A 15478-nucleotide genomic window follows, 5' to 3' on the forward strand; every position below is an offset into this window, starting at 1 on the left:
TTTCGAAAGATATTTAAACGACTACGGCTCCTAGGGCATCAATGGGATCATAAACGTGTGTATCGCGTTTATTGTGGTTTAAAACTTAACTTACGACGTTAAGAATTATCAAACTTTAATATAAACGCACACCAGGGGGCTGCATATGTGCTTGCTTTTTGAACGCAAAGTGACCTGTGCAGCCTGTTTTGTATGAAACTTTCTTACATAAAAATTATACTTAAAAAAGCCATTTCACAAAAATATCAATTTATGATTGTATTTGGCGATATCAGCTTATGGTTATTTTTGTGCTAACTCCATGATTATATTTGAAAGTGAAATATCAACTTATGGTTGTTTCAACAAGTTGTTTCAACAAGAGTAACCATCAGCTAATGCGTCTCAATTAGCTTAAGTTAGTGATTCAGATTAGTTACTCGCATTAGTTGCTAAATAAAAGCCACTTAATCACCAGATTAAGTGGCTTTTTTATATCGGTAGCTCAATTTCATTTGCTTATCTATCGGTTTAGTTATCGACACAGCCATGACTTAATCATTTACTCTGCGACTAACACAATCACAATCACAATCACATACACAATCACATACACAATCACATACACAATCACCTACACAGTCAGCAACTAAACCCCAAGTTCCGGTGCTAGTCTAAAGTTAAATGCTGCCCAAAAAAGTGCAACAGTATTTTATCTTGCACCGTTACGGACGCTTAGGGGCAATAGGTTTTTCAGTTGCAAACACATTTAATCATTTATAACAGAGGTTTACATTTATGGCATGGTTACTGAATGGACTATTACAACAATACTCGTCATTGAGACTATTTATTGGTTTAATCTGCAGTTTGTTGAATATTTATGCAGAGCGACAAGATGGAACACATTAACGATAAAGCAAAGGCGCTTTAATTATTCCTTAGGGATAATTAAAGCGCCTTTTTTGTTTTAAGTCATTTTAAACTTAAAAGGGATAAACGATGAACTGGAAAACGTCTTTTAAACAGCTTGCGGTCGCGCTAAGTATTGGTGCAGCGATGCAAGTTAATGTTGCCACTGCAGAAGTAGGCTTTCCTGAAAAAGAAGAGCTGACATTTGGTTTTATTAAACTGACCGATATGGCGCCTATCGCTATCGCTTATGAAAATGGTTATTTCGAAGAAGAAGGCTTATACGTCACCATCGAAGCTCAAGCTAACTGGAAAGTGTTACTGGACGGCGTGATTGATGGCCGCTTAGATGGGGCGCATATGCTAGCAGGTCAGCCTATTGCAGCCACGATTGGTTATGGTACCAAAGCCCATATCATTACGCCTTTTTCAATGGATTTAAATGGTAATGCTATTACTGTATCCAATGATATTTGGGCGCAAATGAAGCCTAACATCGCTAAAAATGCTGATGGTAAACCGGTTCATCCCATTAAAGCAGACTCGCTCAAACCTGTGGTAGATAAATATAACGAGCAAGGTAAGCCCTTTAAAATGGGCATGGTATTTCCAGTCTCTACCCACAACTATGAACTACGTTATTGGTTAGCCGCTGGTGGTATTCACCCCGGTTTTTATGCGCCTCACAAAGGTGATACTTCAGGACAACTTGACGCTGAAGCTTACTTATCTGTTACGCCGCCACCACAAATGCCATCAACCCTTGAAGCTGGCACCATCTATGGCTACTGCGTTGGTGAGCCTTGGAACCAACAAGCGGTATTTAAAGGCATCGGGGTGCCAGTGGTTACCGATTATGAAATTTGGAAAGATAACCCTGAAAAAGTATTTGGTATTACTGCAGAATTTGCTGAAAAGTATCCAAACACCACTATTCGCTTAACTAGAGCATTAATTAAAGCGGCTAAATGGTTAGACGAAAACAACAATGCTAACCGCCCAGCAGCTGTGAAAATCTTATCTCAATCTAACTATGTTGGCGCTGATTACGATGTGATTGCCAATAGCATGACGGGCACCTTTGAATATGAGAAAGGTGATAAGCGCGCGGTGCCTGATTTCAACGTGTTCTTTCGTTATAACGCAACCTACCCATATTACTCAGATGCGATTTGGTACTTAACCCAAATGCGTCGTTGGGGACAGATTTCAGATGATAAGCCTGATACTTGGTACAAAGAGATAGCTGCCAAGGTTTACCGTCCAGATATCTATGCAAAAGCGGCGCAATCGTTAATTGATGATAAAAGTATTGATGCCAAACATTTCCCTGACTTTGCTACTGAAACGGGCTTTAAAAAGCCGCAGCAACATTTTATTGATGACATTGTGTATGACGGTAGTGCACCGAATGCCTATATCAACAAGTTCAGTATCGGATTAAAACAAGGCGACAAACTGTAAGCCTGAGCTTAAGTACTTTATCTCGAGTTTTATGTCGAGTTTGATTCAGATTTTATGCAAGTAAGAGCTATCGAAGTGAGGATAGACCTATGACAACCATTGCAAGATTAGCGCAGAGACTCCCTATGGATAAGTCGGCTGTAACTTCGTTGTTAGCCAAATCAGCGGCAATGAGCAAAGCATTATTATTACCGCTCATCGGTATTACCGTGTTTTTGGTTATTTGGTCAATTACAGCCAATAATATTAATACATCCCTAGGTAAGTTTCCTGGTCCTGTGGCTGTTATAGGTCAGTTCGATGGGCTTTACCAAGAGCATAATGCCGAGCGAGAAAAGGCGGCGGCTTTTTATGAGCGCCAACAAGTTCGCAATAATGCAAGGCTGGCTGCCGATCCCAGTTATCAAGCGAAAACCAGAACGTATACCGGTAAGGAAACCTTCTTCGATCAGATAGTGACCTCACTTATCACGGTTATGTCTGGGTTTATACTAGCCGCCATTATTGCTATCCCCATGGGGATCTGGATGGGGTTAAGTAAAACCGTTAATGCAGCGGTGAATCCGATAGTGCAAATATTCAAACCTGTGTCACCACTGGCATGGTTGCCGTTGGTGACCATGGTGGTGAGCGCGTTATATGTGTCACCGGATCCGATGTTCTCTAAATCATTTATCAACTCCATGTTAACCGTCACCCTCTGTAGTCTGTGGCCCATGGTCATCAATACCTCAATAGGGGTGGCATCCATTGATTCTGACTTACTCAATGTCAGCCGGGTGCTGCGCTTATCACCGTTAACCCACGTACAAAAAATCGTGCTACCAGCATCAATACCGTTGATTTTTACTGGCATGCGTTTATCCCTGAGTGTCGCATGGATGGTGTTAATTGCCGCTGAAATGTTGGCGCAAAACCCAGGGCTTGGAAAGTTTGTTTGGGATGAGTTCCAAAACGGCAGTTCAGAATCTCTGTCACGAATAATGGCGGCAGTGATTGTGATTGGCTTTATTGGCTTTTTGTTAGACCGTGGCGTACTGGCACTACAGCGCTGGTTCTCTTGGGATAAAAGTCACTAACTGGTTGAAGAGTTCGTTGAGGAATAAGGATAAATCTTATGAGTGTATTTTTAGATATTAGTAATATCGACATGGACTTCCCAACCCCAAATGGGCCGTTTAAGGCGCTAAAGGAAGTCAATTTAAAAATTAATAAAGGCGAGTTTGTCTCGCTTATTGGTCACTCGGGGTGTGGTAAATCAACCGTACTCAATATTGTGGCGGGGCTATATCAAGCCACTAAAGGTGGGGTGATTTTAAATAGTACTGAAGTCTCAGAGCCCGGCCCTGAGCGAGCTGTGGTGTTTCAAAACCACTCTTTATTGCCTTGGTTAACCTCATATCAAAATGTGGAATTAGCAGTAAAGCAGGTGTTTAAAGGCACTAAGTCAAAAGCTGAAATGAAGCAATGGATTGAATACAACCTGAGCCTAGTGCATATGGATCATGCGATGCACAAACTGCCCAGTGAAATATCAGGCGGCATGAAACAACGAGTGGGCATCGCCAGAGCCTTGGCAATGGAACCTGAAGTGCTATTGATGGATGAGCCTTTTGGGGCGCTCGATGCTTTGACCCGAGCCCATATGCAAGACTCGCTGATGGAAATTCAACTGGAGCTTAATAATACCGTCATCATGATCACCCATGACGTGGATGAAGCGGTATTGCTGTCAGACAACATTGTGATGATGACCAATGGCCCAGAAGCAACCGTGGGTGAAATTCTTGCAGTTGATTTACCCCGCCCAAGAGATCGTCTGGCGCTAGCAGAAGATCCTGAATACAACCGTTTGCGGGCCGAAGTACTGAAGTTTCTTTATGAGAAACAGCGCAAAGTAGAGCCTATTAATATTAGTAAGTCATTAACTACATCAGATGAACAGGCTGAAGCGGTTTAACACTGATGCATGGAACAGTTTAGTTATAAATATAAAAGGAAAGATGATGAAACAGAAGCAACTCGCTGCACTGATTAATAGCAAATTAACCAAATCGATAGTAAGCCTTGCGGCGCCGCTATCATTAACCTTGTTGGCCATGGGCTCGGCTCATGCTGAAACGACCCAGTCCGTTGCTGATGCGGTCACCCAAGGCAGCGTTAAGGTCGACTTGAATTTGCGTTATGAAATGGTTGATCAAGATAATGCCTTAAAAGATGCTGATGGTTTAACCCTTCGCACTCGTCTGACTTATGCCACAGCTGATTACTATGGTTTTTCGTCCACCCTTGAGTTTGAAGATTCACGTGTGGTTGCCGGCGTTGATGATTACAACAATACCTTAGGTAAAAATCCGCAATATTCAGTGATTGCCGATCCAGAAACCACCGAGTTTGATCAATTCTTTTTAAAATATAACTATGAAGGCTTTACCGTTAAAGGTGGTCGCCAAGTCATTACCTTTGATAACCAACGCTTTGTGGGTCATGTGGGCTGGCGTCAAGATAGACAGACCTTCGATGGGGTGATGTTAGAGTACAAATTTAACGATGTATTTAAAATTGACTACGGCTATATCAGCCAGCGTAATCGTATCTTTGCACAGGAAAAAGATATCGATTCAAAAGATAACCTGATAAATGCTTCACTAAAAACCGATTTTGGTACCTTAAGTGGTTATGGGTATTTACTAGAAGAAGATAGCGCCATTGATAACGGCCTTGATACCTATGGTTTACGCTTTGCTGGTAATACCGATGTGGGTGATATCAAAGTATTGTATTCAGCAGAGTATGCCACCCAGGATTCTGATAACGCAGACTTGTCCTATTCAGCTGATTATATGAGCGTTGAGGCTGGAGTCGGTTTTTCGGCGATTACTATTAAAGTGGGTTATGAAGTATTGGGATCAGACGGCGGCGACTATGGTTTCCAAACACCTTTAGCGACCTTGCATGGCTTTAATGGTTGGTCAGATCAGTTTTTATCAACCCCTAAACAAGGCTTAGCCGATCTTTACGCCTCAATTGGCGGTAAGGTGATTGGCGGTAAATGGGCGCTGGTATATCACGATTTTGAGGCTGATGAATCATCGGCTTTAGTGGATGATTTAGGGTCTGAAATTAATGCAGTCTTCAGCGTGCCGGTGACAAAAAATTATACCTTAGGGGTTAAATACGCCGGGTATTCAAAAGGCGATACTGCTGCAGGTAAAGTCGATACTGATAAACTGTGGTTATGGGCTAATGCTAAGTTCTAGCCGTAGCTTTTAAGCAGTTGGTCTGAACAGTTAACGCTTAAATAAAAACGGCTAACTCAGTTTGAGTTAGCCGTTTTTTAATAAATTTTCGCTGCTGAGCGACTCGATTTAAGCCGCTTGATTTAGCGCTTTTTCATCTGAATAAAACTGTTGCTCATCGAATTGGCCTTCGCTTTTGCCAACAACCACAGCTGTCATCATGTCACCAGTGACATTGGTTGCGGTGCGGATCATATCAATAACGCGGTCAATAGCGGCGATAAAGGCAATGCCTTCAAGGGGTAAACCAACCACGCCCAAGGTCACTGTTAGCATCACCATCGCACTACCTGGAACACCTGCTGTACCTACTGACGCCACAGTTGCCGTTACCGCAATGAGCATGTAGTCGGTCATATCCAGTGGAATACCGTAAATTTGCGCAATAAATATCGCCGCAATAGCAGGGTAAATACCGCCACAGCCATCCATGTTCATGGTAGCGCCTAACGGCAATACAAAGGCGCTATAGCGCTTTGATACACCCATAGACTCAGTACATTTACTACTTGCTGGTAAGGTGCCAAAACTTGATGCGGTGCTAAATGCCACTAGTTGAGCAGGCATGGCTTTACGGAAAAATTGTACAGGGCTTAGGCCGGCAGCAAACTTCACTAAACCACCATAAACAAAAATAATATGAATTAATGCAGCCACATAAATAGCCACAATAAACTTACCTAATGGCAGTAAAGTTGACAGGCCGTATTCACCAACAACCCATGCCATCAAGCCGAACACGCCGATAGGGGTAAGCTTTAATACCATACGGGTTAGTTCAAACATTACTTCTGAACCTGCTTCAATGGTGCGCTTAAGTGGCTCTGCCTTTTCACCAACGGCGTTAATTGCAATACCAACGAGCGCTGCAAACACAATAATTTGCAGGACTTTACCTTCAGCTAATGATGCAAAAGGGTTTACTGGGATCATATTAAGTAACACTTGGGCAAACCCTGGGATATCACGGTCGCGCACTTCTGAGGTCGCTAGTTCTAAACTGCCGCCCATATCAAATGAGCTACCAATGGCTAAACCAATAAACGATGCCATGGTGCCAGTAAACATGAACATGCCTAAGGTTTTAAAGCTTAAGCGCTTTAAATTAGCTTGTGAGCCTAATGAGGTAATACTGACAACGATGGCGCAAAAAATTAAAGGTGCAACCAACATTTTGATGGCGCTAATAAATAAATCACCTAAAGGTTTTAGTATTACTGCACTTTCGCCTAAAGCTACACCTGCAAGGATACCTAAGGCAAAGCCTGCGAGTACTTTTTGCCAAAAAGGAATGCGTTTCAAGGTTTGAAAAATCATCAAGGTTCCAACTATTTATTATGCTTGCCAGTCGTTACCAGCAAGAGGATTATTATTTCAATAACCTTATACAACCACACAAAAGGCCATTGAATAGTCATTGTAGCTATGTATTACGTTAGCGGTATAAACTGAGTTTAGCCATTGACTTCAGGCTATTTTAAGCCAGCCTAATTAGAGTCTTTTAGGTAATATTTTTCGAATTGTATTCAGCGAATATCGTCGGGACAAACCGTTTTTAATATAACTTATATCATTTTTTCAATTTGTTAATTACATATTGAAATTCAACAGCTTGTTAACTCGTTTTTATATTACGAGTTTAATGGCTAAAACACTATAGATATCATTAGGTAAAGTAAATGACTGCATTGTGGTTAATGTTCAGTGGGGCTTTTTTAGCGGCAACTTTGTTACCAGGAGGTTCAGAAGTTTTACTTGTAGCCTTACTTACGGATCAACCAGAAACCTGGCTTGCGCTGCTGGTGGCTGCCAGTGTTGGTAACACCTTAGGAGCAATAAGCAGTTACTATTTAGGCTATTTAGGTCGCTTTGCTAAGACGCCAGAGGATCTAGCGAGTAAGAAATACCAACATGGATTAAAATTAATTGAAAAATATGGCTATTGGGCGTTGCTGCTTTCTTGGTTGCCATTAATTGGCGATATTCTATGTTTACTTGCTGGCTGGTTAAAGCTACCTATTATCCCGTCTACAGTCATGATGTTAATCGGTAAAACGATTCGTTACTCATTAATAGTGGCTGCCTTTATGTTGGCATGGTAAAACAACTGTTTATTGGTTTTTTTATAAAACCCTATGGTGATCACTGTTGTTAGCTATCTGATTGGAGAGGATATTTTTATCTGTGATTGAACCAACAAGGTATAAAACGACTCATAGCATCACATTGACTGATTTCATTGGCTAGATTTCAAGGAGTATATAAGTGAAGAAATGGATCTTGGCAGCAGCGATCTCTATCGCCATTAGTGGCTGCGCACATGAAGCAACAATTTCCCCTGCGTTACCTCAAGGGGTCACATTAGTTGAAACCGTCGCTCAAAGTGACTCTGTGGGTATTCCTTATAAGAAATATCAGCTAGAAAATGGTCTTACGGTGATTTTACATCAAGATACCTCAGACCCTCTCGTTCATGTTGACGTCACTTATCATGTGGGCTCAGCTCGTGAAGTGGCGGGGCGCAGTGGCTTTGCCCATTTATTTGAGCACATGATGTTTCAGGGCTCGCAAAATGTCGGCGATGAGCAGCATTTCAAAGTCGTTACTGAGGCTGGTGGCACCTTAAATGGCACCACCAATACCGATAGAACCAATTATTTTGAGACTGTACCCAGCAACCAGCTGGAAAAAATGCTCTGGCTTGAATCTGATCGTATGGGCTTTTTATTGCCAGCATTGACCAGTGAAAAATTTGAAGTCCAGCGTGAGACAGTTAAAAATGAACGCGCTCAGCGAATTGATAATCAACCTTATGGCCGTTTGAATGAGCGCTTTAACCAAGCAATGTATCCTGCTGGGCATCCGTATTCGTGGCCAGTGATAGGTTGGCCAGAAGATTTAGAACGTGCCAGTGTTGATGATGTGCGTAATTTCTTTAAGCGCTGGTATGGCCCTAATAACGCTACCTTAACCATTGGTGGTGATTTCGATGAAATGCAAACACTAGCCATGGTGAATAAGTATTTTGGTGAGCTAAAACGTGGTCCAGAGGTGTCAGCAGATCCTAAAACCCCAGTGGTCTTAGATAAAACCCGTTATATTTCAATGGAAGATAAAGTTCATTTGCCGCTGATTTATATGGGTTTCCCCACAGTATACGCTCGACATAAAGATGAGGCCGCGCTGGATTTATTAGCCAATATTCTCGGTGGCGGTAAAACCTCACTGCTATACAAAAACTTAGTCAAAGATGGTTATGCAGTACAAGCCTCGGTAGGTCATCCATGCCAAGAGTTAGCTTGTAGCTTGACCTTGTATGCACTGGCTAATCCCGCTTCGGGGGCAACGCTTGCGACGCTTGAGCAGAAAATTAATGACTCTATTAAGGAGTTTGAGCAGCGTGGCGTGACAGATGATGACTTACAAAAGGTTAAAGTACAGTTTGAAGCCGATACTATTTTTGGCATGCAAAGTGTAAAAGGTAAGGTATCAACTCTGGCCTACAATCAAACCTTTTTTGACAACCCTGACATGGTAGCCAGTGACTTGGCCCGTTATGCCAGTGTCACCAAAGATGATGTAATGCGGGTGTTTAATACGTATATCAAAGACAAACCTATGGTGGTCATGAGCGTTGTACCTGAAGGGGCAAAACAATTAATTGCCGCTGAAGATAACTTTACCCCAACCATGATGCCGGTAGCGCCAGAAGCCGTGAGCGGCGTCGATAACGTCAGACAAATTACCTCAAACTTTGATCGTACTATTATGCCAAAGGTGGGTGATGCGCCAGTACTAAAAGTGCCTGAGTTATGGAATGCTTCACTGACCAATGGTATTGAAGTCATGGGTACTGAGAGCCATGAAACTCCAACCGTTGAATTACTGATTTATCTTGAAGGCGGCCACCGCGTTGCGCCCCAAGGTAAAGCGGGCGTGGCGTCATTAACGGCATCTATGCTCAATGAATCAAGCGCTAAACGTTCAACTGAAGAACTAGCTGGCGCATTAGAAATGCTTGGCAGTAGTGTGTCCTTTGGTGCATCGGGCTCACAAAGCTATATTCAGCTTTCAAGTTTGACTGAAAATCTCGCGCCGACTTTAGCGATATTACAAGAGAAGCTATTTACCCCAGGTTTTGTTGAGGCTGACTTTCAGCGCCTTAAACAGCAGCAATTACAAGGTTTACAGCATCAAGAGTCAGATCCTAACTTTTTAGCGCGCCAAGGCTTTTCATCGTTACTTTATGGTGAAAACAGCCCGTTAAGCGTCAATGCTTCTGGCACCTTAGAAAGTGTTGCCGGATTAACCCTTGAGGATGTTAAACAGTTTTATCAGCAGCAGTATCGAGCGGGTAATGCCAAAATGGTGCTGGTATCTGATTTAAGCAAGCAACAAGTGCTGCCGTTATTAAGCCCGTTTGCAGCTTGGCAAGGCAGTGCCAGCTCGCCATTTGTATTACCGCAATTACCAGAGCTTGCTGGTGGCACCATTTACATTATTGATAAACCAGATGCGGCGCAGTCGGTTATTAATATTGGTAAGCGGGCGTTAACCTATGATGCAACAGGCGACTACTTTAAGTCTTACTTAATGAATTACCCATTAGGTGGCGCATTTAACAGTCGGATAAACCTCAACCTACGGGAAGACAAAGGTTATACCTATGGTGCTCGCAGTGGTTTTAATGGTGACAGTTTAGTAGGGCGATTTATGGCTTCAGCCAGTGTCCGCACTGATGTGACTGCAGAGTCACTTATTGAGTTTATTAACGAGATTAATCTATATCAGCAGCAAGGTATGAGCGAAGAGGAGTTAACTTTTTTACGTAGCTCAATTTCACAAGGTAAAGCATTAGACTACGAAACGCCTTATCAAAAAGCGGGCTTCATGCGGATGATTCAGCGTTACCAACTTGATGACAACTTTACTGAGCAGCAGGCAAATATTGTTCAACAAGTTTCGCGTGCTGAGCTAAATGAGTTAGCTGCCACGCAATTAGACTTATCACAGATGGTGATGCTGATTGTGGGCGATAAAGCTGCTATTCTGCCTAAGTTGCAAGCTTTGGACTATCCTATAGTTGAAATAAAATAAGCATCGCAGTTGTTTTTAGGATAAAAAACCTTATATAGATCAGATATAGGGTTTGATAGCCATTTAAAAATGCTAGAATTTAGTAATTAACGGTGACAGGTTAACTGTTACCGTTTTTTATTTGTAAAACATAGTGAGTGTAGAATGGCTGAAAATGCTTTTTACTGTGAGCTCATATGTGTTTAATAACATGCTTTTAATTGGTTTAAAGAAATGTTAGTGCTAAATATCAGGTCTAGCAGTTTGAATGTCGCATAAGCGAGTCACTACAAGAGAACAGCAAATTGAATTCATTCAATGAAACAGTCGATTATCTATCAAATGCCCAAGGGCGTGAATCTTTACTCGGCATGGTACGAGGCATTGAGCGCGAAGCGCTGCGCATCGAAAGCACTGGCCACCTCGCGATGGATAGCCATCCGCAAAAGCTCGGCTCAGCCTTAACGCATTCTCGTATTACCACTGATTATAGTGAGTCTTTACTTGAGTTCATTACCCCGGTGAATACTAATATTGACACCTTACTTGAAGGGTTAACTCAAACTCACGCCTACAGTGTTAAAAACATGAATGGCCAGACGCTATGGCCTGTGAGCATGCCGTGTTATGTCGGCGATGAAAAAGATATTCCTATTGCCCGTTATGGCAGTTCTAATAACGGTCAAATGAAAACCTTATACCGTAAAGGCTTAACCCATAGATACGGCGCACTCATGCAAATTATTGCAGGGGTGCATTTCAATTTTTCAGCCTCTGAACAATTGTGGGATAGCTTATATGAACGTACTGATAAGTCAGTGTCGCGCTGTGAGTTCATCTCAGAGTCTTACTTTGGCATGATCCGTAATTATCGCCGTTTAGTTTGGGTATTACCGTATTTCTTCGGTTCATCTCCTGCGCTGTGTGGCTCGTTCATTAAAGATAAAAACGTCGGATTTGATTTTAAGAAAACCGGTAAGGGCACCTTATACCTGCCATATGCGACTTCACTTCGTATGAGCGATTTAGGTTACACCAATAAAGAGCAAGAACGCTTAAACATCAGTTACAACTCACTGCCTGAATATTTACAAGGGGTGGGCGAAGCCATTCGCATGCCTTCTGCCAGTTTTGAGAAAATCGGCGTTAAAGTCGATGGTGAATATCGTCAGCTCAATAGCAATGTGCTGCAAATTGAGAATGAGTTTTACTCGCCAATTCGTGCCAAGCGAGTCACCAAAGCAGGTGAGAAACCTTCAGAGGCATTGTCTCGCGCTGGAGTTGAATACATTGAAGTGCGTGCATTAGATGTAAACCCTTATAGCCCAATTGGTATTGATGCCAGTCAGGTAAGATTTTTAGACTTATTCTTGCTGTACTGCTTGCTGTCGTCATCAGAAAAAAGTGATAGCGCTGCAGAGCAGGAAATCGCCGCTAACTTGCAAGCTGTGGTAGTTGAAGGTCGAAAGCCTGGGCTTGAGCTAATTAAAAATGGTCAGTCAATTAGCCGCACTCAATGGCTGAATGACATATTTGAACCTCTGTCTCGCCTCGCTAAGTTGTTAGATGGTGATTCTGGTAATGCATACCAACAGGCATTATCGCAATGGCAAGCCGCTATCGACGATCCAAGTTTAACCCTATCGGGTCGCGTGCTGGACGATGTGGTTAATCAAGGTCAAGATCATAGCAGTTGGGTGAAAAAACTGGCGCTAGATTATCAGCAATATTTATCTGACTACCCATTATCCGCTGAGGTGGAAGCTGGCTATGTTGAAGAGGCGGCACTATCACTTGCTCAACAGCATATGGCGGAAGCGTTACCGAGTGTCGGCTTTGATGAGTTTTTAGCTGATTATTTTGCTGACTTATCCAAACCTGCCGCAGCGTGTCGTTAATGAAAAGGCTAGCTTTATCTGTGGTGGTGCTGGGTCTATTACAAGGCTGTGCATCATCAGTGGATGAGCAAGCTATCTGTGGCTCGGTGGCGAGTTATATAACCCCACCGACCTCGCAGAGTCTTTATCGCGTGGTGGTGACTCATCTTGATGGTAAGCCTGTTATCTCAAGGCCTTATTATAAATTAACCGCTGGAAAACATGAGTTTACCGTGGCAGAGCTCATTGAGTCGCCTGAGTTAAAAGTTAAGCTTGCTGCCCGTAAGCCTAAAAATATTGATGTTGATGTGAAAGCGCACCTGCAGCTTCATTTAGCGGCTGAATTTAATCAAGATAGAATTTATACTGGCGAGAATACCGATTACTGGCAACCCGTCATATGGCAGCAAGAGCCCCATGAATGTGAGTTTGCCAACCCCGATAATTAATGTGCCGCTTAGGCGCGATAAGTGTCCCCAATTAGGCAATAATTTAATGGTTTAGTTACTCATTTATTCCGATATTAAATGTTACCTTGATAGTCTTTTTTAGAAAACCTTAGCCGCTGAACCTCCCTCTAGCCCAGCTTTATTGTCAGACTTGAGTTCAAGTATTTTTTGACTAATACCAATGGTCGCATTCTAGCGACAGATTAAGTTCTATTTTTTAACGCCGTGGTTTGCATCTAGTTTATTTTGATGTGAAAATCGAATCGCTTTAGTTAACTCCTGATATTGATTACTTTAAGGGCATTTATGACGTGGTTTTTTCGTGCTTTGGGCGCAATGTTTCTTTTACAGCTTACGGGCTGTGCAACTCCGCCACCTAAAGAGCCTGATAATTTATGCTCAATATTTCAAGAAAATCGCTCTTGGTATAAATCGGCGGTAAAAACGCGCGAAAAGTGGGGCGTACCAGTACATGTGCCTTTAGCTATGATGTTCCAAGAAAGCTCGTTTAAACATAATGCCGCGCCACCAATGGAATACTTTTGGGGCTTTATTCCTATTGGCCGCGCCAGTGATGCCTATGGCTATGCTCAAGCAAAAACCATGACATGGGATGACTATGTACGTGAAACCGGTAATTCATGGTCAAGTCGCAGTAATTTTGATGATGCGATGGATTTTATGGGCTGGTTTATCTATAAAACCCATGCCATTAATGGGGTGTCAAAATGGGATGCGAAAAATCAGTATTTGAATTATCACGAAGGTTGGGGCGGCTATAAACGTGGCAGCTATAAAGCTAAAGCATGGCTTGGACCTGTTGCTAATCGTGTTGATGCTCGCGCCAGAAATTACGCTGCTCAGTATCATACCTGTAAAGAAGATCTCGACTCTTCCTGGTTATGGCGGTTATTTTTCGGTTAATACGCATTAGTTATTGTCATTCTCATCAGCCTCGCATTCGCGGGGCTTTTACTTTCTCTTGGTTAGATCAGTTTTTATACTTAACCTTGTTCATAAATATTTAACAATTAACGCTAAACTTTTTGCAGCTTATTCCGATAGTAATAAAACCGCTTGTGACAATTTGTAACCCTTGAGGCTATATGGCTTTTTGGGGGGATCAATGTTAAGCACCGCTAGCGCTAAAAGCTCATGACGAGTTGCTAGAAAAATATAATCACTACTTTCGGAACTGTATATGCAATCTCACAATAATAATAAATTACAGGCAACACTGCTTTATCCGTTAATCTCGTTGGTGCTGGTGGCATTGGTCATCATTGCATTTTTACCTTCTCAAATTGATAAAACCACGCTGTTACTCATTGTCGCGCTATTAGGTGCGGCGCAAACGATAGTAGGTCTGTATTTATTTAAGCAGTTTTTACACACACGCTTGAGTCAACTGGCTGAGTATCTAAGTTTAGTTATTAGTACGAAAGCCGCCCCTAAAAAGCCGCTAATCGATAGTGGTAATGATTTACTGGCGAAAATTACCAACGACCTTAGTGGTTTTATTGAAGAACTGAAATTGGTTTTAGATGACATTAAGCAAGATGCCAATAATTTTCACCATGGCTCGCAGGAGTTGGCGCAGCAAATGAATTCGGCTGAATCATCCGTTGCCAAAAGCACTGCTGAAACCGAGCTTATTTCAAGCTCATTAGCAGACATAGTGAAAACGGCAGATGAGTTATCAATCAATGCCGACGAATTTAAATCAACCTCTACGGAAGTGAAGCAATTACTTGAGCTCGGTAATAATGATGCGTTAAGTAATCAAACTGCCATGACCACCTTTGCCAATGGCATTGAAAGTTTGGTATCTGATTTAGATTTATTAAACAGCGACAGCCAGAAAATTGGTAATGTTTTAGAAGTGATTAAAAGTATTGCCGAGCAAACCAACCTATTGGCGCTAAACGCTGCCATTGAGGCCGCTAGAGCCGGTGAACAAGGCCGCGGTTTTGCAGTCGTCGCAGATGAAGTTCGGGCTTTGGCCCATCGCACCCAAGAGTCGACGGTAGAGATTCAATCGATAGTGTTAGAGCTGCAAGCCAAAGCGGGTAATGCTGTTAATGCCATTAGCGACAGTCAAAGAGTGACTAATGAAAGCGTGCAACAATGCCTGCGGGTCACCCAAGCATTTACTGATATTGGCGGCGCATTTGAGCAACTTGATAGTGTTGCCAGTAATATGACCTACAGCATTCAAGGGCAGCAATCTTCCACTAACAGTATCAGTAGTCGAGCGCTGGAAATTACCCGTTTGAGTCATGAAGTGCAGCAGAGCTTAAAAGCGATTTCAGACCGCGCTTATAGGCAACAAACCAGCTCTGAGCATCTTGAGAAAGTACTCACTCGAGTGTGTATTTAAACCCTAGCTAAATCATTACTTGCAAATCAATAGTCCATAAAA

11 protein-coding genes are annotated in these 15478 nt (G+C 42.4%); 10 read left to right on the forward strand and 1 reads right to left on the reverse strand.

The annotated features are described in order from the left end of the window. The first annotated feature begins 1038 nt into the window (after positions 1 to 1038). The 4 genes from AB4160_RS02185 to AB4160_RS02200 all read left to right on the forward strand — a co-directional run bounded on the left by AB4160_RS02185 (position 1039) and on the right by AB4160_RS02200 (position 5615). Positions 1039 to 2355 carry a CmpA/NrtA family ABC transporter substrate-binding protein gene (locus AB4160_RS02185; protein ID WP_227006757.1) on the forward strand — a complete coding sequence of 439 codons (1317 nt, stop codon included), beginning with the start codon at positions 1039 to 1041 and terminating at the stop codon, positions 2353 to 2355. Between the two features lie 89 nt (positions 2356 to 2444). Further along, the gene (locus tag AB4160_RS02190) at positions 2445 to 3434 is read left to right on the forward strand and encodes an ABC transporter permease (RefSeq protein ID WP_372003472.1); all 990 of its coding nucleotides are present in this window, start codon (positions 2445 to 2447) and stop codon (positions 3432 to 3434) included. A gap of 38 nt (positions 3435 to 3472) precedes the next feature. Beyond that, positions 3473 to 4315 (forward strand): ABC transporter ATP-binding protein, encoded by an 843-nt coding sequence (locus tag AB4160_RS02195; protein ID WP_102438100.1) that lies wholly within the window; start codon positions 3473 to 3475, stop codon positions 4313 to 4315. A 139-nt stretch (positions 4316 to 4454) separates the two neighbouring features. Beyond that, positions 4455 to 5615, forward strand: a complete 1161-nt coding sequence (locus AB4160_RS02200; protein WP_372003518.1) for an alginate export family protein — start codon at positions 4455 to 4457, stop codon at positions 5613 to 5615. 108 nt (positions 5616 to 5723) lie between these two features. On the opposite strand, the gene AB4160_RS02205 is transcribed toward AB4160_RS02200, so the two are convergent. Then, positions 5724 to 6971 carry a dicarboxylate/amino acid:cation symporter gene (locus AB4160_RS02205; protein ID WP_372003474.1) on the reverse strand — a complete coding sequence of 416 codons (1248 nt, stop codon included), beginning with the start codon at positions 6969 to 6971 and terminating at the stop codon, positions 5724 to 5726. Positions 6972 to 7333: 362 nt separating this feature from the next. Here AB4160_RS02205 and AB4160_RS02210 point away from each other — a divergent pair, with 362 nt between their 5' ends. The 6 genes from AB4160_RS02210 (at position 7334) to AB4160_RS02235 (ending at position 15436) form a co-directional block, all read left to right on the forward strand. Further along, the gene (locus AB4160_RS02210) at positions 7334 to 7756 is read left to right on the forward strand and encodes a YqaA family protein (RefSeq protein WP_102438105.1); all 423 of its coding nucleotides are present in this window, start codon (positions 7334 to 7336) and stop codon (positions 7754 to 7756) included. A gap of 163 nt (positions 7757 to 7919) precedes the next feature. Further along, entirely contained in the window at positions 7920 to 10751 is a 2832-nt protein-coding gene (locus AB4160_RS02215) for a pitrilysin family protein (protein WP_102438107.1), read from the forward strand. A gap of 254 nt (positions 10752 to 11005) precedes the next feature. After that, positions 11006 to 12628 (forward strand): glutamate--cysteine ligase, encoded by a 1623-nt coding sequence (gene gshA / locus AB4160_RS02220; protein ID WP_372003520.1) that lies wholly within the window; start codon positions 11006 to 11008, stop codon positions 12626 to 12628. Next, entirely contained in the window at positions 12628 to 13056 is a 429-nt protein-coding gene (locus AB4160_RS02225; protein WP_102438110.1) for a hypothetical protein, read from the forward strand. The genes gshA and AB4160_RS02225 overlap by 1 nt, the downstream gene beginning before the upstream one ends. Positions 13057 to 13362: 306 nt before the next feature. Beyond that, a complete protein-coding gene (locus AB4160_RS02230; RefSeq protein ID WP_102438112.1) occupies positions 13363 to 13980 on the forward strand; it encodes a hypothetical protein in 618 nt (205 codons plus the stop codon). A 277-nt stretch (positions 13981 to 14257) separates the two neighbouring features. After that, on the forward strand, positions 14258 to 15436 hold the full coding sequence (locus AB4160_RS02235; protein ID WP_372003476.1) for a methyl-accepting chemotaxis protein: 1179 nt from the start codon (positions 14258 to 14260) through the stop codon (positions 15434 to 15436). Positions 15437 to 15478 lie beyond the last annotated feature (42 nt).

This window comes from Shewanella sp. 10N.286.51.B8, from assembly GCF_041469325.1.
Lineage (GTDB): Bacteria > Pseudomonadota > Gammaproteobacteria > Enterobacterales > Shewanellaceae > Shewanella.